The following is a 24,942-nucleotide window of genomic DNA, read 5'->3' on the forward strand; positions in this document are numbered from 1 at the left end:
TCACGAGGCCCGTTGCTGGACGCTGGAAGGCGCGGCGTTTTCCTCGGGCAGCAGCTTGCCGGACTCCAGGTGGAGCACCCGGTCCGCCACGTGGAAGTAGCGGTCGTCGTGGCTGATGGCCAGCACCGTCTTGCCCGCCTGCTTCAGCTCCGGCAGCAGCTCCGTGTAGAAGACCTCCTTGAAGATGGGATCCTGATCCGCCCCCCACTCGTCGAAGACGAAGATGGGGCGATCCTCGAGCCACGCGGTGAGCAGCGCGAGCCGCTTGCGCTGCCCCTGGGAGAGATCCGTGGTGGAGAGCGTGCCGTCGTCGTGGATCTTCACCTTGTGGTTGAGGTGGAGCCGCTCCAGGTACTGGCGGGCCCGGGGCACCAGGTCGGTGGGCGCCAGTCCCAGCAGGGACTCGAAGAGGTAGAAGTCGGAGAACACCGTCGAGAAGCACTGACGGTAGCGCTCCTGCTCCTGCTCGGTGATGGGGACCCCATCGAGCCGCACCTCTCCGGACTCCGGCGAGTACAGCCCGGTGAGCAGCTTGGCGAGCGTCGTCTTGCCGCTGCCGTTGCCTCCCACCAGGAAGACCAGCTCGCCCTTGTTGAGCGTCAGGGAGATGGGCCCCAGGGTGAAGCGGCTGTCCTCGCGCTCGCGGTGGTAGGAGTGGGTGACGTCGACCAGCTCCAGCCGGTTGAAGGACGTGCTCGCGGGGAGCAGGTGAACGAGGTCCGTCTTGGGGTCCTCGCTCAGCTTCGAGAGCTTCTCGATCTTGCGCAGCGACACACCACCCCGGCCGAGGTAGGGCACGTTGCTCATGAGCCCGTCCAGCGGCTGCTGCAGGTACAGCACGGTGAGCGTGTAGCCCACCAGCGTGCCTCCGCTGTCCGCTCCGTCCACGGGCAGCACGAAGAGCAGCAGGCCGATGAAGCCGAAGAACAGGAACATGCCCCAGCTGCTGGTGGCCGCGAAGATGTTGAAGCAGTAGGTGTTCAGCCGCCGCATCGCCGAGGTGGTCTCGCCGAGCGAGTCCTTCAGGAAGGCCCCGCGCCGACCGGGGTGCAGCTTGAGCTCCTTGACGCCGTGGATGACGGAGCTCAGGTGCTTGTAGAGCGTGTCCTGGGTGTCGCGGGCCGCCCGGAGCGAGCCCATCGCCCGCGCGACGGGCAACCGGTACGACAGGAAGCCCACCACGCCGAAGGCGAGCAGCGCCAGGAAGATGCGCGGCGAGAGCCACGCCAGGTAGGACAGACAGCCGACGATGATGGCGGCGTTGATGAAGATGTGGGGGATGCTCAGCAGGCTGTTGCTGATGACGAGGACGTCCTCCGTCAGCACCGCCAGCAGGCGATGGCCCCCGGACTCCTCCAGCCGACGCAGCGGGGCCGCGAGGATCCGCCGGACGAGATCCTCGCGCATCTCCTGGAGCACGCCCTGCTGGAGGTTGTTCAGGATGGTCTGCGAGGCCACCCGGGTGCCCAGCGCCAACACCCCGAAGCCGACGAAGCGCCAGGCGGCACCGGCCGGCGGATGGCCCGCCAGCACGGCGTTGATGAGCGAGATGAGCCCCGCGCTCCCCGCACCGGAGAGCATTCCGCAGAGCACCGCGAACGCGAAGCCCCACTTCGAACCGCGTAAGAAGAATGTGATCAGATTCATGCGCTCTTCCCGTCCTTGACGAAGCCTGGCGCCTGATGGGCTCGCGCGAGGCACTCCTTCAAGTGCTCGGCCAGCTTCTGGACGTGGGGCCGTTGCAGCAGCGTGTAGTGATCCCCGGACAGCTCATGCCGCTCCACCCGGGTGGCCAGGATACCCCAGCCGTGGTTCGCATCCTCGCCCTCCGCCAGGGGCCGATCGCCCGCCCGCAGCAGGGTGACCGTGCCCGCGTAGGGCTTCGGGCGGTACCGCATGGACGCCCGGAGGTTGCTCTCGAAGACGCGGAAGAGCGCCCGGAACTCCTGGGCCTCCGCGCCCGGAGCGATGAGGCCCGCCGCGCGGCCCTGCTCCAGCAGCGTCTCCAACAGCGCCTCGGGTGCCAGCTCCGAGAGGTTCTCCGGGGGCTGGAGCTCCTTTCCGGCCGAGCGGAACAGATCCCAGGCGAAGTGCAGCGCGGTCCGGGACGCCTCCGCCTCGTCCGTGGCGCCCGCCTCGCGCGCCCTGGAGTCGATGAGCGCCAGCAGCTCCACCTGCTCACCCGCGCGCTGGAACTGCTGCGCCATCTCGTAGGCCACCACGCCGCCCAGCGACCAGCCGCCGAGCAGGTAGGGACCCGTGGGCTGCACGGTGCGGAGCGCCTCGACGTAGCACGTGGCCAGCGCCTCGACGGTGTCCAGGGGCGACTGCTCCCCCTTGAGGCCCGGCGCCTGTAGTGCGTAGAGCGGCTGATCGGGACCCAGCTGCCGCGCCAGCTCGGCGTAGCAGAGGACGTTGCCGCCCACCGGGTGGACGAGGAAGAAGGGCCGTGCGCTCCCCGTGCGCAGCGGCACCAGAGGCGACCAGGGTCCGGCCTCCTCCTCCTGCCGTAGCAGCCGCGCGAGGTGCTGGACCGTCGCCTCCTGGAACAGCGCCGTCAGCGGGAGGCTCCTTCCGGTGAGTTCGCGGATCCTCGCCATGAGGCCCACCGCCATCAGCGAGTGGCCTCCCAGCTCGAAGAAGTTGCTCCGCACGCCCACCGGCTGGACGCCGAGCAGCTCCTCCCAAAGGTTCACCAACATCGCCTCCAGGGCGTCACGCGGCGGGACGAAGTCCGAGCCGATCACGCCACCGGCCTCCGGAGCGGGGAGTGCGGAGCGGTCGACCTTGCCGTGGGTGGTGAGGGGCAGGGCGTCCAGGACGAGGAAGACCGAGGGCAGCATGTACTCGGGCAGGTGCTCGGCGAGGAAGGCGCGCAGGACGGAGGCCTCGGGGGCCTGGCCGTGGTGGGCGACGTAGGCGACGAGGCGCTCGGGGCCGTGGGCGTCCCGCCGCACGAGCACCGCGGCTTGCTTCACCTGGGGGTGCAGGGCGAGGGCGGACTCGACTTCTCCCAGCTCAATGCGGAAGCCGCGCAGCTTCACCTGGTGGTCGATGCGGCCGAGGTACTCCAGCTCACCGGAGGCCAGGAAGCGGGCCTTGTCGCCGGTGCGGTAGAGGCGAGCGCCCGGCTCGGAGCTGAAGGGGTGGGGGACGAACGTGTCGGCCGTGAGCTCGGGGCGGCCGAGGTAGCCGCGGGCCAGGCCCGCGCCGCCGATGTAGAGCTCGCCCGGGACACCCACGGGGGTGGGGTGCAGGTGCGCGTCGAGCACGTAGGTGCGCACGTTGCGCAGGGGGCGGCCGATGGTGGGGCGAGCGGAGGCGCCGCGCACGGGACGCAGGGTGGCGTCGACGGTGCACTCGGTGGGGCCGTAGACGTTGAAGCAGGCCAGGCGCGGGTGCTGGGAGAGGGTGGCCCAGGTGGCGTCGTCCACGGCCTCACCGCCGACGAGCACGCGCGTGGGGAAGCCCGAGTCGGTGGCGCCCAGGCCCTCGGCGAGGAGCAGACGCAGCAGGGAGGGGGTGCAGTCGAGCACCTGGACGCGGTGGCGCGTGAGGTAGCCGAGCAGCAGATGGGGGTCGACCCGGGCGGGCTCGGGGATGAGGCACAGGGTGTGGCCGTGAGCCAGCTGGATGAGCTGCTTGACGGAGCCGTCGAAGGCCAGGGGGGCGTTGACGCTCACGCACAGGCCTTCCTGAGCGCCGGCGTAGACGGTGTCGCGCAGGGCGGCCAGGAGGTTGAGCACCGAGGCGTGCTGAATCATGACGCCCTTGGGGGTGCCGGTGGAGCCCGAGGTGTAGATGACGTAGGCGAGGTGGCCGGGGTGGCTCAGGGGCGCGGGCGGAGAGGTGCTCAGGCCGGAGAGGACGTCGGAGTCGAGGGCGAGGGCCTCCAGGCCGTGAGCGGCCAGACGCGGCGTCAGGTGCGAATGGGTGAGGACGAGGCGGGCGCGGGAGTCCTGGAGCATGAAGGCCAGGCGCTGGGCGGGGTAGGCCGGGTCCAGGGGGACGTAGGCGGCGCCGGCCTTGAGGATGCCGAGGACGGAGACGAGCAGGTCGAGCGAGCGCTCCAGGCAGAGGGCGACACGCGTCTCGGGGCCGACGCCGCGCGAGCGCAGGGCGTGGGCGAGCTGGTTGGAGCGGGCGTCGAGCTGGGCGAAGGTGAGCTGGGCGTCCTCGAAGACGACGGCCACGGCGTGGGGTGTACGCTCGGCCTGGGCGGCGAAGAGCTCGTGCAGGCAGGCCTCGCGAGACACCTCGGCGTGCGTGGCGTTCCAGTCCACGAGCAGCTGCTGACGCTCGGGAGCGGAGAGCAGGGGCAGGGCGGAGAGGGCCAGCTCGGGCGTAGCGGTGGCGACCTCCAGCAGCACCTGGAGGTGCCCCACCAAGCGCGCGGCCGTGTCCGACTCGAAGAGGTCGGTGTTGTATTGCAGCGAGCCAGCGAAGCCCTCGGGCGTCTCGGACAAGGAGAGCGTCAGGTCGAACTTCGCCGTCTGTCCCTCCACCCCGAGTGACTGCATGCGCAGCGACGCCTGCGTGCCCTCGGCGGTGGAGAGCGTGGAGACAGGCGTGTTCTGCAGGACGAGCATGACCTGGAAGAGCGGCGAGTAGCTCAGGCTGCGCTGGGGCTTGAGCTCCTCGACGAGCTTCTCGAAGGGGATGTCCTGGTGGGCATACGCGCCCAGGGCCGTCTGGCGCACGCGACCGAGCAGCTCGCGGAAGGAGGGGTCGCCCTCCAGACGGGTGCGCAGCACGAGCGTGTTGATGAAGAAGCCGATGAGGCCTTCGGTGTCCGCGTGCGTGCGGCCCGCGATGGGCGAGCCGACGGTGATGTCCTGCTGGCCGGAGTAGCGCGAGAGCACGGCGTTGAAGGCCGCGAGCAGCACCATGAAGGGCGTGGCGCCCTCGCGCTGGGCCAGCGCATTGACGGCACGCGACAGGTTCGTGGACAGGCTCACGGGCAGGTTGGCGCCGCGGTGCGACTGCACGGCGGGACGAGGCCTGTCGGTGGGCAGCTCCAACACCTGGGGCGCGCCGGTGAGGTGCTGGCGCCAGTAGGCCAGCTGCGTCTCGAGGGCCTCGCCCTGGAGCCAACCGCGCTGCCAGGCGGCGTAGTCTGCGTACTGCACGGGCAGGGCCGGCAGGGACAAGGGCTGGCCGGAGGTGAAGGCCTGGTACAGGGCCGCCACCTCGCGGATGAGCACCCCCATGGACCAGCCGTCGGAGACGATGTGGTGCATCGTCAGCTGCAACACGTGCTGGGTGCCGGCCAGCTTGAGCAGCGTCACGCGCACCAGCGGGCCGCGCGTGAGATCGAACGGCCGCTGGGCCTCTTCGCCCATCAAGCGCCGCACCTCGTTCTCCTGATCGGCCAGGGGCAGCGCGCTCAGGTCGATCACGGCCAGCGGCAGGATGACGTCCGTGTGGATGACCTGGACGGCCTCCGTGCCCGTGGCGCGGAAGGTGGTGCGCAGGGACTCGTGACGGCGCACGAGCTCCTGGAAGCCGCGCTCCAGGGAGGAGACATCCAGGGCCCCCTCCAGACGCATGGCGAGGGGGATGTGGTAGGTGGGCAGACCCGGCTCGAGCTGCTCGAGGAACCACAGGCGCTGCTGGGCGAAGGACAGCGGCAGCGCTTCCGTGCGCGACCGCGCCACCAGCTCGGGACGCCGCAGGCCCTGGCCAGTGCGGACGGCGGCGTCCACCTTGAGGGCGAGGGACTCCACGGAAGGCGCCTCGAAGAGGGCGCGCAGGGGCAGCTCCACGCCGAAGGCGGCGCGGACGCGGGAGATGACCTGCGTGGCCAGCAGCGAGTGGCCGCCCAGCTCGAAGAAGTTGTCGTGCGAGCCCACCGTGTCGGTGTGCAGCACCTGGCTCCAGATCGAGGCGAGCAGCTGCTCGGTGGGCGTGCGCGGCGCGACATGCGCGTGCGACTCGGCACGGACCGCCTCCGGGGCGGGCAGGGCCTTGCGGTCCACCTTGCCATTGGGCGTGAGCGGCAGCGCCTCCATCCGCACGAAGGCCGAGGGCACCATGTGCTCCGGCAGCTTCTCCGCCAGGAAGGTGCGCAGCGCGCTCGGGGCGAGCGCCTCTTGCTCCGAGGCCATCACCACGTACGCGACCAGGGTCCTGTTCCCCCGGACATCGTCACGCACCATGGCCACGGTCTCGCGCACCGCCGGGTGCTGGGCCAGCACCGTCTCCACTTCACCCAGCTCGATGCGGAAGCCCCGCACCTTCACCTGCTCGTCGGCGCGGCCCAGGAACTCGAGCTGTCCGTCCGGCAGGTAGCGCGCCAGATCTCCACTGCGGTACAGGCGCGCTCCAGGCTCCGCGCTGAACGGATGCGGCAGGAAGCGCTCCGCCGTCAGCGCCGGCTGTCCCAGGTATCCCCGCGCCAGGCCCACGCCGCCGATGTACAGCTCGCCCGGAACACCCGTCGGCACCGGCTGGAGCGTCGCGTCCAGCAGGTACACCTCGGTGTTGTCCAGGGGACGGCCAATGGTCGGCAACTGTCCCGAGGCGGCCTCGGCCGCCACGTCGCCCCAGGTGGTCACCACGGTGCTCTCCGTCGGACCGTAGTGGTTCACCAGGCGCGTGCGCAGCTCCGGACGAGGTCTGCGGCGCAGACGATCTCCACCCGTCATCAGGGCTCGGAGGCCCATGTCCCGAGGCCACGGCAGCTCCAGGACCGCCTCGGCCATGGGCGTCGGCAGGAAGCTGAGCGTGATGGCCTCCGCCGCGAGCCACCGCAACATCGCCTCGGGCTCCGCACGCACCCGCTCCTCGGGCAGGTGGAGGCTCGCGCCCGCCGTGAGGGCGGGCCACAGCTCGAACACCGAGGCATCGAACGCCGTGCCCGCCACCTGCGTCGTCCGGTCCGCGGGCGTCACCGCGTAGGTGCGCTGGTACCAGGAGATGAGGTTGCTCAGGCTGCCGTGGCTGATCGCCACGCCCTTGGGACGGCCCGTGCTTCCCGAGGTGTAGATGACGTAGGCCAGGTTGCCGGCCTCGACTTCCAGGGAGGGGGCCTCGTCCAGGTGACGGGCGATGTCCTTCCAGCCCGTGTCCAGGCTCACCACGTCGAGCGCCATCCCGGACACGTGCTCCGCCAGGCGCGCCTGCGTGAGGAGGACCTTCACCGCCGCGTCCTCGAGCATGTACCGCCGCCGCTCCCGCGGATAGGCCGGATCGAGCGGCACGTACGCGCCGCCCGCCTTGAGCGTGGCGAGCAGGGCCACCACCATGTCCGGCGAGCGCTCGAAGCACACGCCCACGCGGACTTCTGGGCCCACGCCCAGGCCGCGCAGGTGGTGCGCGAGCTGGTTGGCGCGAGCGTCCAACTGCCGGTAGGTGAGGCTCTCCTCGCCCATGCGCACCGCGATCGCGTCCGGCGTGCGCCGCGCCTGGCGCTCGACGAGTTGATGCGCGCGGCCCTTGCTCGGGACGTCCACCCGCGTGTCGTTCCACTCCACCAGCAGGCGCTGGCGCTCGGCCCCGGTGAGCAGGGACAGGCTGGCCAGGGGCCGCTCCGGGTGCGCGGTGACCGCCCCCACCAGTACCTGGAAGTGCTCCAGCATGCGCGCCGCCGTGCCCGACTCGAAGAGGTCGGTGTTGTACTGCAGCGAGCCGGTGAGGCCCTTGGGCGTCTCGGACATCGAGAGCGTCAGGTCGAACTTCGCCGTCTGACCCTCCACCTCGAGCGGACGCAGCGTCAGCGAGGGACGCGAGCCCTTGGCCTCGGAGCGCGCCGGGGCCGGCGTGTTCTGGAAGGCGAACATCACCTGGAACAGGGGCGGGTGGCTCAGGCTGCGCTGAGGCTTGAGCTCCTCGACGAGCTTCTCGAACGGCACGTCCTGGTGGGCGTAGGCGCCCAGGGCGGCCTGGCGCACGCGACCGAGCAGCTCGCGGAAGGAGGGGTTGCCCTCCAGGCGGGTGCGCAGCACGAGCGTGTTGACGAAGAAGCCAATGAGGCCCTCGGTGTCCGCGTGGGTGCGGCCCGCGATGGGCGTACCCACGCTGATGTCCCGCTGACCGGAGTAGCGCGAGAGCACGGCCTGGAAGACGGCCATCAGACCCATGAAGGGGGTCACACCCTCACGCTGGCACAGCGCCAGGAAGGAAGCCGACAGCTCCTCGGGGAGCCGCAGCGACTGCTCCGCGCCCCGGAACGTCTGGACCGCGGGACGCGGCTTGTCCGTGGGCAACTCCAACAAGGCGGGCGCGCCGGAGAGCTGCTCCCTCCAGTACCGCACCTGCCGCTCGAGCGCCTCGCCCTGGAGCCAGCCGCGCTGCCAGGCCGCGTAGTCCGCGTACTGGATGCGCACGGCGGCCAGGGGGCTCGGCTGTCCCTCGCTGAAGGCCTGGTAGAGGGCCGTCAGCTCGCGGACGAGCACGCCCATGGACCAGCCGTCGGAGACGATGTGGTGCATCGTCAGCAGGAGCACGTGCCGCGTGTCCGCCAGCTTCAGCAGCGTCACCCGGAGCGGCGGGCCGCTGACGAGATCGAAGGGCCGCTGCGTCTCCTCGCTCGCGAGCCGGTACGCCTCCGCCTTGCGGCGCTCGGCGGGCCACTCGTGGAGGTCCACCACGGGCAGCGGCAGTTCCAGGGACGGGACGATGATCTGGACGGGCTCGCCCTCGCGCACCTGGAAGGTGGTGCGCAGGGACTCGTGACGGTGCACGAGTTCCTGGAAGGCACGCGCCAGGGCGGCGCTGTCCAAGGCCCCCTCCAGACGCATGGCGAGGGGGATATGGTAGGTGGGCAGGCCCGGCTCGAGCTGCTCGAGGAACCACAGGCGCTGCTGCGCGAACGACAGGGGCAGCGCCCGCGTGCGATCGACGGAGCGCAGCGGCGGCATCTCCAGTCCCTGTTCCTCACGCGAGGCGGCGTCGACGCGAGCGGCGAGTGCCTCGAGGGTGGGGGCCTCGAAGAGGGCGCGCAGGGGCAACTCCACGCCGAAGGCGGCGCGGACGCGGGAGACGACCTGCGTGGCCAGCAGCGAGTGTCCCCCCAACTCGAAGAAGTGATCACCACTGCCCACGCGCTTCATGCCGAGCACCTCTGCCCAGAGCGAGGCGAGGAGCTGCTCGGTGGGAGTGCGCGGAGCGACGAAGGTGTGCGCCTCGGAGCGGCCAGCCTCGGGGGCGGGCAGGGCCTTGCGGTCCACCTTGCCGTTGGGCGAGAGGGGCAGGGCGTCCAAGGCGACGAAGGCCGAGGGCACCATGTACTCGGGCACCTGACGCGCCAGGAAGGCACGCAGCTCGGCGACGTCCACGGACTGGCCGGGGCGGGCCACGAGGTAGGCGACGAGACGCTTGTCGCCGGGCACGTCCTCACGCGCGAGGGTGAGCACGTCCTGGACGGCGGGGTGCTGGGCGAGCACGGCGTCCAGCTCTCCCAATTCAATCCGGAAGCCACGCACCTTCACCTGGTGGTCCAGGCGACCGAGGTACTCCAGGGTGCCATCGGCCAGCAGGCGCACCTTGTCGCCGGTGCGGTACATGCGCGCGCCGGAGGCGAAGGGGTTGGGCAGGAAGCGCTCGGCGGTGAGCTCCGGGCGGCCGAGGTAACCGCGCGCGAGGCCGAGGCCGGAGAGGTACAGCTCGCCGGGGACACCGACGGGCACGGGCTGGAGCGAGGCGTCCAGGACGTAGGCCTGGGTGTTGGCCAGGGGCTTGCCGATAGGAGGCGAGGCCTCGTCGCGGCGCATGAGGGCGAAGGTGGAGTAGGTGGTGTCCTCGGAGGGCCCGTAGAGGTTGTAGAGCCGCTGGACGCCAGTGGACTGGTACACCTGCCGCACGAGGGCACCGGAGAGGGCCTCGCCCGCCAGGTTGACGGTGAGGACAGAGGCGGGCACCGCCCCCAGGCGCACGAGGTGAGCCATGGCGGAGGGGACGGTGTTGACGAGCGTCACCTCGGAAGCGGCGGGCAGCTCGGCCAGGTGCAGGGCGTCGCGTGCGAGCACGACGGCACCACCGCAGCTCAGGGGGGCGAAGAGCTCGAAGACGGACAGGTCGAAGCAGACGGAGGTGGCGGCCAGGGTGCCCGCCAATTCCTCACGCGAGAACACCTGGAGCGCCCAGTGCAGGAAGACAACGGCGCCGCGGTGCTGCAGGGCCACGCCCTTGGGGCGGCCCGTACTGCCGGAGGTGTAGATGAGGTAGGCGAGGTTGTCGGCGCCGACGGTGGAGACGGGGTTGGAGTCGGGCTCGGACGCGAAGAGGTGGGCGTCGGTGTCCAGGCGCAGGAGCGAGGACGCGGAGAGGCCGAGGGCGTCAGCCAGGTGGGACTGGGTGAGGAGCAGGCCACCGGAGGCGTCCTGGAGCATGAAGGCCAGGCGCTCGCGGGGGTAGGCGGGGTCGAGGGGGACGTAGGTGCCACCGGCCTTGAGGATGGCGAGCAGGGCGGTGGGCAGTAGCTCGGAGCGCTCGAGGCAGACGCCGACGCGCACCTCGGGACCGACGCCGAGGCGGCGCAGGTAGTGGGCGAGGCGGTTGGCGCGGGCGTTGAGCTCGCGGTAGGTGAGGCGGACGTCCCCGGCGACGAGGGCGGTGGCGTCGGGGGTGCGAGCCACCTGGGCCTCGACGAGGTGGTGGAGGCAGGCATCCTGGGCGTAGTCGGCCTGGGTGTCATTCCAGTCGACGAGTACCTGCTGACGCTCGGGAGCGGAGAGCAGGGGCAGGGCGGACAGGGACAACTCGGGCGAGGCGGTGGCGGCCTCCAACAACACCTGGAGGTGGCCCACCAGGCGCGCGGCCGTGGCCTGCTCGAACAAGTCGGCGTTGTACTCCAGCGAGCCGGTGAGGCCCTCGGGCGTCTCGGACAGCGAGAGCGTCAGGTCGAACTTCGCCGTCTGTCCCTCGACCCCGAGCGACTGCATGCGCAGAGAGGCCTGCGTGCCCTCGGCGGTGGAGAGCGTGGAGACAGGCGTGTTCTGCAGGACGAGCATCACCTGGAAGAGGGGCGAGTAGCTCAAGCTGCGCTGGGGCTTGAGTTCCTCGACGAGCTTCTCGAAGGGGACGTCCTGGTGGGCATACGCGCCCAGGGCCGTCTGGCGCACGCGACCGAGCAGCTCGCGGAAGGAGGGATTGCCCTCCAGGCGGGTGCGCAGCACGAGCGTGTTGATGAAGAAGCCGATGAGGCCTTCGGTGTCCGCGTGGGTGCGGCCCGCGATGGGCGTGCCGACGGTGATGTCCTGCTGGCCCGAGTAGCGCGAGAGCACGGCGTTGAAGGCCGCGAGCAGCACCATGAAGGGCGTGGCGCCCTCGCGCTGGGCGAGCGCATTGACGGCGCGCGAGAGCGCCACGGGCAGGCGCACGGGCTGGCTGGCGCCGCGGTGCGACTGCACGGCGGGGCGGGGCCTGTCGGTGGGCAGCTCCAACACCTGGGGCGCGCCGGTGAGGTGCTCACGCCAGTAGGTCAGCTGTGTCTCCAGCGCCGCACCCTGGAGCCAACCGCGCTGCCAGGCGGCGTAGTCGGCGTACTGCACGGGCAGGGCCGGCAGGGACGAGGGCTGGCCGGAGGTGAAGGCCTGGTACAGGGCCGCCACTTCCTGGATGAGGATGCTCATGGACCAGCCGTCGGAGACGATGTGGTGCATCGTCAGCAGCAGCACGTGCTGAGTGCTGGCCAGCTTGAGCAGCGTCACGCGCACCAGCGGGCCGCGCGTGAGATCGAAGGGACGCTGGGCCTCTTCTTCCGCCAGACGCCGCACCTCGGCCTCTTGCTGGGCCTCGGGGAGAGCGCTCAGGTCGATCAGGGGCAGGGCCAGTGAGGCCTCGGCGTGGACGACCTGGACGGCTTCCGTGCCCGTGGCGCGGAAGGTGGTGCGCAGGGACTCGTGACGGTGCACCAGTTCCTGGAAGCCCCGCGCCAGGGCGGAGACATCCAGTGCTCCCTCCAGACGCATGGCGAGAGGGATGTGGTAGGTGGGCAGACCCGGCTCGAGCTGCTCGAGGAACCACAGGCGCTGCTGCGCGAACGACAGTGGCAGCTCGCCCGTGCGTGCCACGGGGAGCAGCGGCGGGAGTTTCAGTCCCTGTCCCTCGCGCGAGGCGGCGTCGATGCGAGACGCGAGCGCCTCGAGCGTGGGGGCCTCGAAGAGGGCGCGCAGGGGCAGCTCCACGCCGAAGGCGGCGCGGGTGCGGGAGATGATCTGCGTGGCCAACAGCGAGTGGCCGCCCAGCTCGAAGAAGTTGTCGTGCAGGCCCACGGTGTCGGTGCGCAGCACCTCGGCCCAGAGCGAGGCCAGGAGTTGCTCGGTGGGCGTGCGCGGCGCGACGTAGGTGTTCGCCTCGGTACGGCTCGCCTCCGGAGCGGGGAGTGCGGAGCGGTCGACCTTGCCGTGGGTGGTGAGGGGCAGGGCGTCCAGGACGAGGAAGACCGAGGGCAGCATGTACTCGGGCAGGTGCTCGGCGAGGAAGGCGCGCAGGGCGGAGGCCTCGGGGGCCTGGCCGTGGTGGGCGACGTAGGCGACGAGGCGCTCGGGGCCATGGGCGTCCCGCCGCACGAGCACCGCGGCCTGCTTCACCTGGGGGTGCAGGGCGAGGGCGGACTCGACCTCTCCCAGCTCGATGCGGAAGCCGCGCAGCTTCACCTGGTGGTCGATGCGGCCGAGGTACTCCAGCTCGCCGGAGGCCAGGAAGCGGGCCTTGTCACCGGTGCGGTAGAGGCGGGCTCCCGGCTCGGAGCTGAAGGGATGGGGGACGAACGTGTCGGCCGTGAGCTCGGGGCGGCCGAGGTAGCCACGGGCCAGGCCCGCGCCGCCGATGTAGAGCTCACCGGGGACGCCCACGGGGGTGGGGTGCAGGTGCGCGTCGAGCACGTAGGTGCGCACGTTGCGCAGGGGGCGGCCGATGGTGGGGCGAGCGGAGGCGCCACGCACGGGACGCACGGTGGCGTCGACGGTGCACTCGGTGGGGCCGTAGACGTTGAAGCAGGCGAGGTGCGGGTGCTGGGCGAGGGTGGCCCAGGTGGCGTCGTCCACGGCCTCGCCGCCGACGAGCACGCGCGTGGGGAAGCCCGAGTCAGTGGCGCCCAGGCCCTCGGCCAGCAAGAGGCGCAGCAGGGAGGGGGTGCAGTCGAGCACCTGGACGCGGTGGCGCGTCAGGTAGCCGAGCAGCAGCTGGGGGTCGACACGGGCGGGCTCGGGGATGAGGCACAGGGTGTGGCCGTGAGCCAGCTGGATGAGCTGCTTGACGGAGCCGTCGAAGGCCAGGGGCGCGTTGACACTCACCCGCAGGCCTTCCTGAGCGCCGGCGTAGACGGTGTCGCGCAGGGCGGCCAGGAGGTTGAGCACCGAGGCGTGCTGAATCATGACGCCCTTGGGGGTGCCAGTGGAGCCCGAGGTGTAGATGACGTAGGCGAGGTGGCCGGGGTGGCTCAGGGGCGCGGGCGGAGAGGTGCTCAGGCCGGAGAGGACGTCGGAGTCGAGGGCGAGGGCCTCCAGGCCGTGGGCGGCTAGGCGTGGCGTCAGGTGCGAGTGGGTGAGGACGAGACGGGCGCGGGAGTCCTGGAGCATGAAGGCCAGGCGCTGGGCGGGGTAGGCCGGGTCCAGGGGGACGTAGGCGGCGCCAGCCTTGAGGATGCCCCACACCGCCACGAGCAGGTCGAGCGAGCGCTCCAGGCAGAGGGCGACACGCGTCTCGGGGCCAACGCCGCGTGAGCGCAGGGCGTGGGCGAGCTGGTTGGAGCGGGCGTCGAGCTGGGCGAAGGTGAGCTGGGCGTCCTCGAAGACGACGGCCACGGCGTGGGGCGTGCGGGCGGCCTGGGCCGAGAAGAGCTCATGCAGGCAGGCGTCGCGAGACACCTCGGCGTGCGTGGCGTTCCAGTCCACGAGCAGCTGCTGGCGCTCGGGAGCGGAGAGCAGGGGCAGGGCGGAGAGGGCCAACTCGGGCGAGGCCGTGGCGGCCTCCAGCAGCACCTGGAGGTGCCCCAGCAGGCGCGCGGCGGTGTCCGACTCGAAGAGGTCGGTGTTGTACTGCAGCGAGCCGGCGAAGCCCTCGGGCGTCTCGGACAGTGAGAGCGTCAGGTCGAACTTCGCCGTCTGTCCCTCGACCTCGAGCGGGTGCATCTCCAACGCGGGGCGGGAGCCCGCGGATCCGGAGATGGCCCCCACGGGCGCGTTCTGCAGGACGAGCATGACCTGGAAGAGGGGCGAGTAGCTCAGACTGCGCTGGGGCTTGAGCTCCTCGACGAGCTTCTCGAAGGGGATGTCCTGGTGGGCGTACGCGCTGAGCGTCACCTGACGCACGCGACCGAGCAGCTCGCGGAAGGAGGGGTCGCCCTCCAGGCGGGTGCGCAGCACGAGCGTGTTCACGAAGAAGCCGATGAGGCCCTCCGTGTCCGCATGCGTGCGGCCCGCGATGGGCGAGCCCACGGTGATGTCCTGCTGGCCGGAGTAGCGCGCGAGCACGGCATTGAAGGCCGTGAGCAGCACCATGAAGGGCGTGGCGCCCTCCCGCTGGGCCAGCGCATTGACGGCACGCGACAGGTTCGTGGACAGGCGCACGGGCAGGTTGGCGCCGCGGTGCGACTGCACGGCGGGACGAGGCCTGTCGGTGGGCAGCTCCAGCACCTGGGGAGCGCCGGTGAGGTGCTGGCGCCAGTAGGTCAGCTGCGTCTCGAGGGCCTCGCCCTGGAGCCAGCCGCGCTGCCAGGCGGCGTAGTCCGCGTACTGCACGGGCAGGGCGGACAGGGGCGAGGGCTGGCCGGAAGTGAAGGCCTGGTACAGGGCCGCCACCTCGCGGATGAGCACCCCCATGGACCAGCCGTCCGAGACGATGTGGTGCATCGTCATCAACAGCACGTGCTGGGTGTCGGCGAGCTTGAGCAGCGTCACGCGCGCCAGCGGGCCCTGGACGAGATCGAAGGGCCGCTGGGCCTCTTCTTCCGCCAGACGCCGCACTTCGGCCTCATGCTGGGCCCGCGGCAGGGTGCTCACGTCGACCAGGGACAGAGGCAGTGAGGCCTCGGCGTGGATGACCTGGACCGCCTCCGTGCGGGTGGAACGGAACGTCGTGCGCAGGGACTCGTGACGGTGCACGAGTTCCTGGAAGGCACGCGCCAGGGCGGCACTGTCCAGGGCCCCCTCCAGACGCATGGCGAGGGGGATGTGGTAGGTGGGCAGGCCCGGCTCGAGCTGCTCGAGGAACCACAGGCGCTGCTGCGCGAACGACAGGGGCAGCGCTTCCGTGCGTGCCACGGGGCGCAGCGCGGGCCGCTGCACGCCCTGACCCGCTTGCACGGCGGCGTCCACCTTGAGGGCGAGGGATTCCACGGAGGGCGCCTCGAAGAGGGCGCGCAGGGGCAGCTCCACGCCGAAGGCGGCGCGGACGCGGGAGACGACCTGCGTGGCCAACAGCGAGTGGCCGCCCAACTCGAAGAAGTTGTCGTGCAGGCTCACCGCGTCGGTGTGCAGCACCTCGGCCCAGAGCGAGGCGAGCAGCTGCTCGGTGGGGGTGCGCGGGGCGACGAAGGCGCGCGCCTCGGAGCGGCTGGCCTCGGGGGCGGGCAGGGCCTTGCGGTCCACCTTGCCGTTGGGCGAGAGCGGCAGGGCGGAGAGGGCCACGAAGGCCGAGGGCACCATGTACTCGGGCACCTGACGCGCGAGGAAGGCGCGCAGCTCGGCGACGTCCACGGTCTGGCCAGGACGGGCGACGAGGTAGGCCACGAGCCGCTTGTCGCCGGGCACGTCCTCGCGGGCGAGGGTGAGCACGTCCTGCACGGCGGGGTGCTGGGCGAGCACGGCGTCCAGCTCCCCCAACTCAATGCGGAAGCCACGCACCTTCACCTGGTGGTCCAGGCGACCGAGGTACTCCAGGGTGCCGTCGGCCAGCAGGCGCACCTTGTCACCGGTGCGGTACATGCGGGCACCAGAGGCGAAGGGGTTGGGCAGGAAGCGCTCGGCGGTGAGCTCCGGGCGGCCGAGGTAACCGCGGGCGAGGCCCAGGCCGGAGAGGTACAGCTCGCCGGGGACTCCGACGGGCACGGGCTGGAGCGAGGCGTCCAGGACGTAGGCCTGGGTGTTGGCCAGGGGCTTGCCGATAGGAGGCGAGGCCTCGTCGCGGCGCATGAGGGCGAAGGTGGAGTAGGTGGTGTCCTCGGAGGGCCCGTAGAGGTTGTAGAGCCGCTGCACGCCAGTGGACTGGTACACCTGCCGCACGAGGGCGCCAGAGAGCGCCTCACCGGCCAGGTTGACGGTGAGGACAGAGGCGGGCACCGCGCCCAGGCGCACGAGGTGAGCCATGGCGGAGGGGACGGTGTTGACGAGCGTCACCTCGGAAGCGGCGGGCAACTCGGCCAGGTGCAGGGCGTCGCGTGCGAGCACGACGGCACCACCGCAGCTCAGGGGGGCGAAGAGCTCGAAGACGGACAGGTCGAAGCAGATGGAGGTGGCGGCCAGGGTGCCGGCCAGCTCCTCCCGCGAGAACACCTGGAGCGCCCAGTGCAGGAAGACGACGGCGCCCCGGTGCTGCAGGGCCACGCCCTTGGGCCGCCCGGTGCTGCCCGAGGTGTAGATGAGGTAGGCGAGGTTGTCGGCGCCGACGGGGGAGACAGGGTTGGAGTCGGGCTCGGCCGCGAAGAGGTGGGCGTCGGTGTCCAGGCGCAGCAGGGAGGACGCGGAGAGGCCGAGGGCGTCAGCCAGGTGGGACTGGGTGAGGAGCAGGCCACCGGAGGCGTCCTGGAGCATGAAGGCCAGGCGCTCGCGAGGGTAGGCGGGGTCGAGGGGGACGTAGGTGCCACCGGCCTTGAGGATGGCGAGCAGGGCGGTGGGCAGCAGCTCGGAGCGCTCGAGGCAGACACCGACGCGCACCTCGGGACCGACGCCGAGGCGGCGCAGGTAGTGGGCGAGGCGGTTGGCGCGGGCGTTGAGCTCGCGGTAGGTGAGGCGGACGTCCCCGGCGACGAGGGCGGTGGCGTCGGGGGTGCGAGCCACCTGGGCCTCGACGAGGTGGTGGAGGCAGGCGTCCTGGGCGTAGTCGGCCTGGGTGTCATTCCAGTCGACGAGCACCTGCTGACGCTCGGGAGCGGAGAGCAGGGGAAGGGCGGACAGGGACAACTCGGGCGAGGCCGTGGCGGCCTCCAGCAACACCTGGAGGTGGCCCACCAGACGCGCGGCCGTGGCCTGCTCGAACAGGTCGGCGTTGTACTCCAGCGAGCCGGTGAGGCCCTCGGGCGTCTCGGACAGCGAGAGCGTCAGATCGAACTTGGCGGTGTGGCTCTCGGCCTCGAAGGTGCTCAGTGCGAGTCCGGGCAGATCGAGCCGGGACGTGGACGCCTTCTGGAAGGTGAGCATCACCTGGAAGAGGGGCGAGTGGCTCAGGCTGCGCGGAGGCTTGAGCTCCTCGACGAGCTTCTCGAACGGCACGTCCTGGTGGGCGTAGGCGTCGAGGGCCGTCTGGCGCGCGCGACCGAGCAGCTCGCGGAAGGAGGGGTTGCCCTCCAGGCGCGTGCGCAGCACGAGCGTGTTGACGAAGAAGCCAATGAGGCCCTCGGTGTCCGCGTGGGTGCGGCCCGCGATGGGCGTGCCCACGCTGATGTCCTGCTGGCCCGAGTAGCGCGAGAGCACGGCCTGGAAGGCCGCCAGGAGTCCCATGAAGGGCGTCACGCCCTCCTGCTGGCACAGCGCCAGGAAGGCCTTCGACAGCGCTCCGGACAGGCGCAGCGGCTCCTGGGCCCCTCGATACGTCTGGACCGCGGGACGCGGCTTGTCCGTGGGCAGCTCCAGCAGGGCGGGCGCGCCGGAGAGCTGCTCCCTCCAGTACTCCACCTGCTTCGCCATCACGCCACCCTGGAGCCAACCGCGCTGCCAGGCCGCGTAGTCCGCGTACTGCACGGGCAGCTGGGGCAGAGGGCTCGGGCGGCCCGCGCTGGCGGCTTCGTACAGCGCCGCCACCTCGCGCACGAGGATGTCCATGGACCAACCGTCGGAGACGATGTGGTGCATCGTCATCAGCAACACGTGCCGCGTCTCTCCGAGCTGGAGCAGCTTCACGCGGAACAGCGGGCCCTGGACGAGATCGAAGGGACGCGCCGCCTCCTCGGTGGCGATGCGGCGGGTCTCCTCCTCGAGACGCTCGGAGGGCGTCGTCTGGAGATCCACCACGTCCAGCGTCAGCTCCAGTGCCGGAGCAATGACCTGGACGGGTTCTCCCTCGAGGATCTGGAACGTCGTGCGCAGGGACTCGTGACGGTGCACGAGTTCCTGGACGCCGCGCGCCAGGGCGAAGACATCCAGCGTGCCCTCCAGACGCAGGGCGAGGGGGATGTGGTAGGTGGGCAGGCCGGGCTCGAGCTGCTCGAGGAACCACAGGCGCTGCTGCGCGAAGGACAACGGCAGTGCGTCCGTGCGTGCCACGGGGCGCAGCGCGGGCCGCTGATCGCCCTGTCCCGCTTGCTCCACTTTGAGGGCGAGGGCTTCCACGGTGGGCGCCTCGAAGAGGGCGCGCAAGGGCAGCTCCACGCGGAAGGCGGCGCGGACGCGGGAGACGACCTGCGTGGCCAACAGCGAGTGGCCGCCCAACTCGAAGAAGTTGTCGTGCAGGCCCACCGTGTTGGTGTTCAGCACCTCGGCCCAGAGCGAGGCGAGGAGCTGCTCGGTGGGCGTGCGCGGAGCGACGAAGGCGCGCGTCTCGGAGCGGCTGGCCTCGGGGGCGGGCAGGGCCTTGCGGTCCACCTTGCCGTTGGGCGAGAGGGGCAGGGCGTCCAAGGCGACGAAGGCCGAGGGCACCATGTACTCGGGCACCTGACGCGCCAGGAAGGCACGCAGCTCGGCGACGTCCACGGACTGGCCAGGACGGGCCACGAGGTAGGCCACGAGCCGCTTGTCGCCGGGCACGTCCTCGCGGGCCAGGGTGAGTACGTCCTGGATGGTGGGGTGCTGGGCGAGCACGGCGTCCAGCTCTCCCAACTCAATGCGGAAGCCACGCACCTTCACCTGGTGGTCCAGGCGACCGAGGTACTCCAGGGTGCCATCGGCCAGCAGGCGCACCTTGTCGCCGGTGCGGTACATGCGGGCCCCGGAGGCGAAGGGGTTGGGCAGGAAGCGCTCGGCGGTGAGCTCGGGGCGGCCAAGGTAGCCGCGGGCGAGGCCCAGGCCGGAGAGGTACAGCTCGCCGGGCACGCCGACGGGCACGGGCTGCCACTGCGCGTCCAGGACGTAGGCCTGGGTGTTGGCGAGGGGCTTGCCGATAGGAGGCGAGGCCTCGTCGCGGCGCATGAGGGCGAAGGTGGAGTAGGTGGTGTCCTCGGAGGGCCCGTAGAGGTTGTAGAGCCGCTGCACGCCAGTGGACTGGTACACCTGCCGCACGAGGGCACCGGAGAGCGCTTCACCGGCCAAGTTGACGGTGCGCACGGACGGCGGCACCGCGCCGAGGCGCACGAGGTGAGCCATGGCGGAGGGGACGGTGTTGACGAGCGTCACCTCGGAGGCGGCGGGCAGCTCGGCCAGGTGCAGGGCGTCGCGTGCGAGCACGACGGCACCACCGCAGCTCAGGGGCGCGAAGAGCTCGAAGACGGACAGGTCGAAGCAGACGGAGGTGGCGGCCAGGGTGCCCGCCAATTCCTCACGCGAGAACACCTGGAGCGCCCAGTGCAGGAAGACAACGGCGCCGCGGTGCTGCAGGGCCACGCCCTTGGGGCGGCCCGTACTGCCGGAGGTGTAGATGAGGTAGGCGAGGTTGTCGGCGCCGACGGTGGAGACGGGGTTGGAGTCGGGCTCGGACGCGAAGAGGTGGGCGTCGGTGTCCAGGCGCAGGAGCGAGGACGCGGAGAGGCCGAGGGCGTCAGCCAGGTGGGACTGGGTGAGGAGCAGGCCACCGGAGGCGTCCTGGAGCATGAAGGCCAGGCGCTCGCGGGGGTAGGCGGGGTCGAGGGGGACGTAGGTGCCACCGGCCTTGAGGATGGCGAGCAGGGCGGTGGGCAGTAGCTCGGAGCGCTCGAGGCAGACGCCGACGCGCACCTCGGGACCGACGCCGAGGCGGCGCAGGTAGTGGGCGAGGCGGTTGGCGCGGGCGTTGAGCTCGCGGTAGGTGAGGCGGACGTCCCCGGCGACGAGGGCGGTGGCGTCGGGGGTGCGAGCCACCTGGGCCTCGACGAGGTGGTGGAGGCAGGCATCCTGGGCGTAGTCGGCCTGGGTGTCATTCCAGTCGACGAGTACCTGCTGACGCTCGGGAGCGGAGAGCAGGGGCAGGGCGGACAGGGACAACTCGGGCGAGGCGGTGGCGGCCTCCAACAGCACCTGGAGGTGACCCACCAGGCGCGCGGCGGTCTCCGCCTCGAACAGGTCGGTGTTGTATTCGAGCGTGGCGGCCAGCCCCTGCTCACTGTCCTCGAGGGCCAGGGTGAGGTCGAACTTGGCGGTGTGGCTCTCGGGCGCCAGGGTGCTCAGCGCCAGCCCGGACTGCTCGGGCTGCGAGGCGGATGCCTTCTGGAAGGTGAGCATCACCTGGAAGAGGGGCGAGTGGCTCAGGCTGCGCGGGGGCTTGAGTTCCTCGACGAGCTTCTCGAACGGCACGTCCTGGTGGGCATACGCGCCCAGGGCCGTCTGGCGCACGCGGCCGAGCAGCTCGCGGAAGGAGGGGTCGCCCTCCAGGCGGGTGCGCAGCACGAGCGTGTTGACGAAGAAGCCAATGAGGCCCTCGGTGTCCGCGTGGGTGCGGCCCGCGATGGGCGTACCCACGCTGATGTCCTGCTGCCCCGAGTAGCGCGAGAGCACGGCCTGGAAGGCCGCGAGCAGCACCATGAAGGGCGTGGCGCCCTCACGCTGGCCCAGCTCGTGAACGGCGCGGGAGAGCGCCGTGGGCAGCATGACGGAGTGGTGGGCGCCCCGGAACGTCTGGACCGCGGGACGCGGCTTGTCCGTGGACAGCTCCAACACCGGGGCCGCGTGGGCGAGCTGCTGGCGCCAGTAGGCCAGTTGCGTCTCCAGCGCGTCGCCCTGGAGCCAGTTGCGCTGCCAGGCCGCGTAGTCGGCGTACTGGAGCGACAGCTCGGGCAGGGGCGAGGGCTGGCCCGAGGCGAAGGCCTGGTACAGGGCCGCCACCTCGCGCACGAGGATCTCCATGGACCAGCCGTCGGAGACGATGTGGTGCATCGTCATCAACAGCACGTGCTGGGTGTCGGCCAGCTTGAGCAGCGTCACGCGCAGCAGCGGGCCCCGCGTGAGATCGAAGGGCTTCAGGGCCTCCTCACGCGCCAGCGGCTGGATCCGGGCCTCGCGCTCCGACGGGGGCTCGGCGCCCAGGTCCACGAGGGACAGCGGAAGGGCGAGCTCCGGGTGGATGACCTGGACGGGCCGCTGCGGGGTGGAGGCGAAGGTGGTGCGCAGGGACTCGTGACGGCGCACGAGCTCCTGGAAGGCGCGCTCCAGGGCGGACACGTCGAGCGTGCCCTCCATGCGGACGGCCGTGAAGAGGTTGTACGTGGCGCTGCCCGGCTCGAGCTGCTCGAGGAACCACAGGCGCTGCTGCGCGAAGGACAGCGGCAGCTCTCCCGTGCGAGGCACGCGCACGAAGGGCGGCAGCTTCACGCCCTGGCTCTCGCGCGAGAGGGTCTCGATGCGGGTGGCCAGGGCGGCGAGCGTGGGCTCCTCGAAGAGGGCGCGCAGGGGCAGCTCCACGCCAAAGGTGGCGCGGATGCGGGAGACGACCTGGGTGGCCAGCAGCGAGTGGCCGCCCAGCTCGAAGAAGTTGTCGCTCGCGCCCACCTCGGGGGTGTTCAGCACCTGAGCCCAGAGGGAGCCCAGGAGCTGCTCGGTGGGAGTCCGCGCGGGCGTGTGATGGCCGTCGCGGGTCGCGCGGGCCACGTCCAGCGCGGGCAGGGCCTTGCGATCCACCTTGCCGCTGGGCGTGAGGGGCAGGGCCTCCAGCGGCACGAAGGCCGAGGGCACCATGTACTCGGGCAGGCGGACGCGGGCGAAGCGCCGCAGCTCACCAGCGTCGAACGCCTGGCCCTCCGCCGTGACGACGTAGGCCACCAGCCGCTTGTCCCCGGCGACGTCCTCGCGGGCCATCGCCACCGTCTCGCGCACCGAGGGGTGGTCGGCCAGCACGGACTCGATCTCCCCCAGCTCGATGCGGAAGCCGCGCACCTTCACCTGGGAGTCGATGCGGCCCATGAACTCCAGCCGCCCGTCGGGCAGGTACCGGACGAGGTCCCCGGTGCGGTAGAGCCGCGCGCCAGGCTCGGTGCTGAAGGGATGGGGAACGAACTTCTCGGCCGTGAGCTCCGGGCGGCCGAGGTAGCCCCGCGCCAGGCCCACGCCTCCCAGGAGCAGCTCACCGGGAACGCCAACGGGCACCGGACGCAGTCCGGCATCGACCACGTAGGCGCTCATGTTGGCCAGGGGCCGACCAATGGGGGGCGGCTTGCCGTCGGCCACGCACTCGCCGAAGCAGGCGCCGACCGTGGCCTCGGTGGGGCCGTAGTTGTTGATGAACACCCGGCCGGGGCTCCAGCGGGTGACGAGCTCGGCGGAGCAGGTGTCGCCGCCGGTGACCACGGTGCGCAGCGAGGGCAGTCCCTCGGAGGGCGTGGCCGCCAGGGCCGCGGGCGGCAGACACACGGCCGTGATGGCCGCGTCACGCAGCACGCGCGCCAGGGACTCGCCCGGCATCAGCTCCTCGCTCCGCGCGAGGCAGAGCGTCGCGCCCGAGGTCAACGCGGTGAACGTCTCCTCCACCGACACGTCGAAGCTGATGTTGGCGAACTGGAGCATCCGGCTGCCCGCGCCCACCGCGTAGGCCTTGGCCGTGCACGTCACCAGGTTGCTCACGCCCCGGTGCTGCAGGAGCGTGCCCTTGGGGCGGCCCGTGGAGCCGGAGGTGTAGATGATGTAGGCGAGGTTGCCCGCGAGCACGGGCACGTGGGGCGCGTGCTCGGACCAGGCGGCGATGGCGTCCCGGTCCGTGTCCAGGCACACCACCCGCGGCCCATTGCCGGGCAGCACGCCGCGCAGCGCTTCCTGGGTGAGCAGGACGTGCGCGGCGGAGTCCTCGACCATGTAGGCCAGGCGCTCCTGGGGCAGCGTGGGATCCAGCGGCACATAGGCGCCGCCGGCCTTGAGGATGCCGAGGATGGAGAGGATCAGCTCGGGCGAGCGCTCGAAGCACACGCCCGCGCGCACCTCGGGACCCACGCCCAGCGAGCGCAGGTGCCAGGCGAGCTGATTGGCCCGCGTGTCCAGCTGGCGGTAGGTGAGGGACTCCGCGCCCATCTGGAGGGCGAGGGCGTCCGGGGTGCGCGCCACCTGGGCCTCGACGAGGTGGTGGAGGCAGGCCTCGGCCGGGAAGTCCGCCCGCGTGTCATTCCACTCCACCAGCAGCTGGTGCCGCGCGGCCTCGGTGAGCAGGGGCAGCGTGGACAGGCGCAGCTCGGGCTGGGTGGTCGCGGCCTCCAGCAGCACGCGCAGCTGCTCGAGCATGCGCACGGCCGTGCCGGCCTCGAACAGATCGGTGTTGTACTCGAGCGTCGCCCCGAGCCCCTCGGGCGTGTCCTGCAACGAGAGGGTGAGATCGAACAGCGACGTCTGGCTCTCGGGGGCCAGGGTGGTCAGCGCGAGCCCGGGCTGCTCGAACCGGGTGGCGGGGGTGTTCTGGAAGGCGAGCATCACCTGGAAGAGCGGCGAGTGGCTCAGGCTGCGCTGGGGCGCGAGCTCCTCGACGAGCTTCTCGAAGGGGATGTCCTGGTGGGCATAGGCGCCCAGGGCAGTCTGGCGCACGCGGCCGAGCAGCTCGCGGAAGGTGGGGTCCCCGTCCAGGCGGGTGCGCAGCACGAGCGTGTTCACGAAGAAGCCAATGAGGCCCTCGGTGTCGGCATGCGTACGGCCGGCGATGGGCGAGCCCACGCTGATGTCCTGCTGGCCGGAGTGGCGCGCGAGCAGGGCCTGGAAGGCGGCCAGGAACACCATGAAGGGCGTGGCGCCCTCCTGCTGGCCCAGGGTGGTGACGGCGCGCGAGAGCTCCACCGGCAACATCACCGTGTGGAGGGCGCCACGGTACGTCTGGACCGCGGGACGAGGCTTGTCCGTGGGCAGCGTGAGTGCCTGGGGGGCGCCCGTGAGCTGCTCACGCCAGTAGGCGAGCTGGGCCTCCAGGGCGTCGTCGCGCAGCCAGCCACGCTGCCACGCCGCGAAGTCGGCGTACTGCACGGGCAGCTCGGGCAGGGACGAGGGCTCACCCGCGGCGAAGGCCTGGTACAGGGCCGCGACCTCGCGGATGAGGATGCTCATGGACCAGCCGTCGGAGACGATGTGGTGCATCGTCATCAACAGCACGTGCCGCTCTTCATCCAGCTTCAGCAGCTTCACCCGGAACAGCGGGCCCTGGATGAGATCGAAGGAGCGGCCGGACTCCTCGCGCGCGAGACGGAGGATCTCCGCCTCCTGCTCGCTCTCCGGGACAGAGCCCAGGTCGACGACGGGCAGCGGCAGCGAGGCCTCGGGGTGGACGACCTGGAGGGGACCCTGCTCCGTGGACTGGAAGGTGGTGCGCAGCGACTCGTGACGGCGCACCAGCTCCTGGAAGCCCTGCTCCAGGGAGAACACGTCGATCGCGCCCTCCATGCGAACGGCCGTGAACAGGTTGTAGGTGGTGTTCCCCGGCTCGAACTGCTCGAGGAACCACAGGCGCTGCTGGGCGAAGGACAGGGGCAACTCGCCCGTGCGAGGCGCGGGCAGCAGTGGGGGCGCCTGGTGGCCGGAGCCGCTCAGGCGCGCCTGGAGCGCCAGGGCGATGCCGGCGACGGTGGGCGACTCGAACAGCTCGTTGATGGGCAGGTCCACGCCGAAGGTGGCGCGGATGCGGGAGATGACCTGGGTGGCCAGGAGGGAGTGGCCGCCCAGCTCGAAGAAGTTGTCCTGCAGGCCCACGCGCGCCACGCCGAGCAGCTGGCTCCACTGCGCGGCCAGCAACTCCTCAGTGGGGGTGCGCGGAGCGAGG

2 protein-coding genes (1 of these 2 cut by a window edge) are annotated in these 24,942 nt (G+C 71.3%); both read right to left on the bottom strand.

Going from position 1 to position 24,942, the window contains the following annotated elements:
* Positions 1-1,647 carry a cyclic peptide export ABC transporter gene (locus tag I3V78_RS14155; RefSeq protein ID WP_204488099.1) on the bottom strand — a complete coding sequence of 549 codons (1,647 nt, stop codon included), beginning with the start codon at positions 1,645-1,647 and terminating at the stop codon, positions 1-3.
* Positions 1,644-24,942: the 3' portion of a non-ribosomal peptide synthetase gene (locus tag I3V78_RS14160; RefSeq protein WP_204488109.1), read on the bottom strand. It continues 7,568 nt past the right edge of the window; only the last 23,299 of its 30,867 coding nucleotides appear in the window; the start codon falls outside the window, past its right edge; the stop codon is at positions 1,644-1,646. Before I3V78_RS14160 ends, I3V78_RS14155 begins: the two co-directional genes overlap by 4 nt.

This window comes from Archangium primigenium (assembly GCF_016904885.1).
Lineage (GTDB): Bacteria > Myxococcota > Myxococcia > Myxococcales > Myxococcaceae > Cystobacter > Cystobacter primigenius.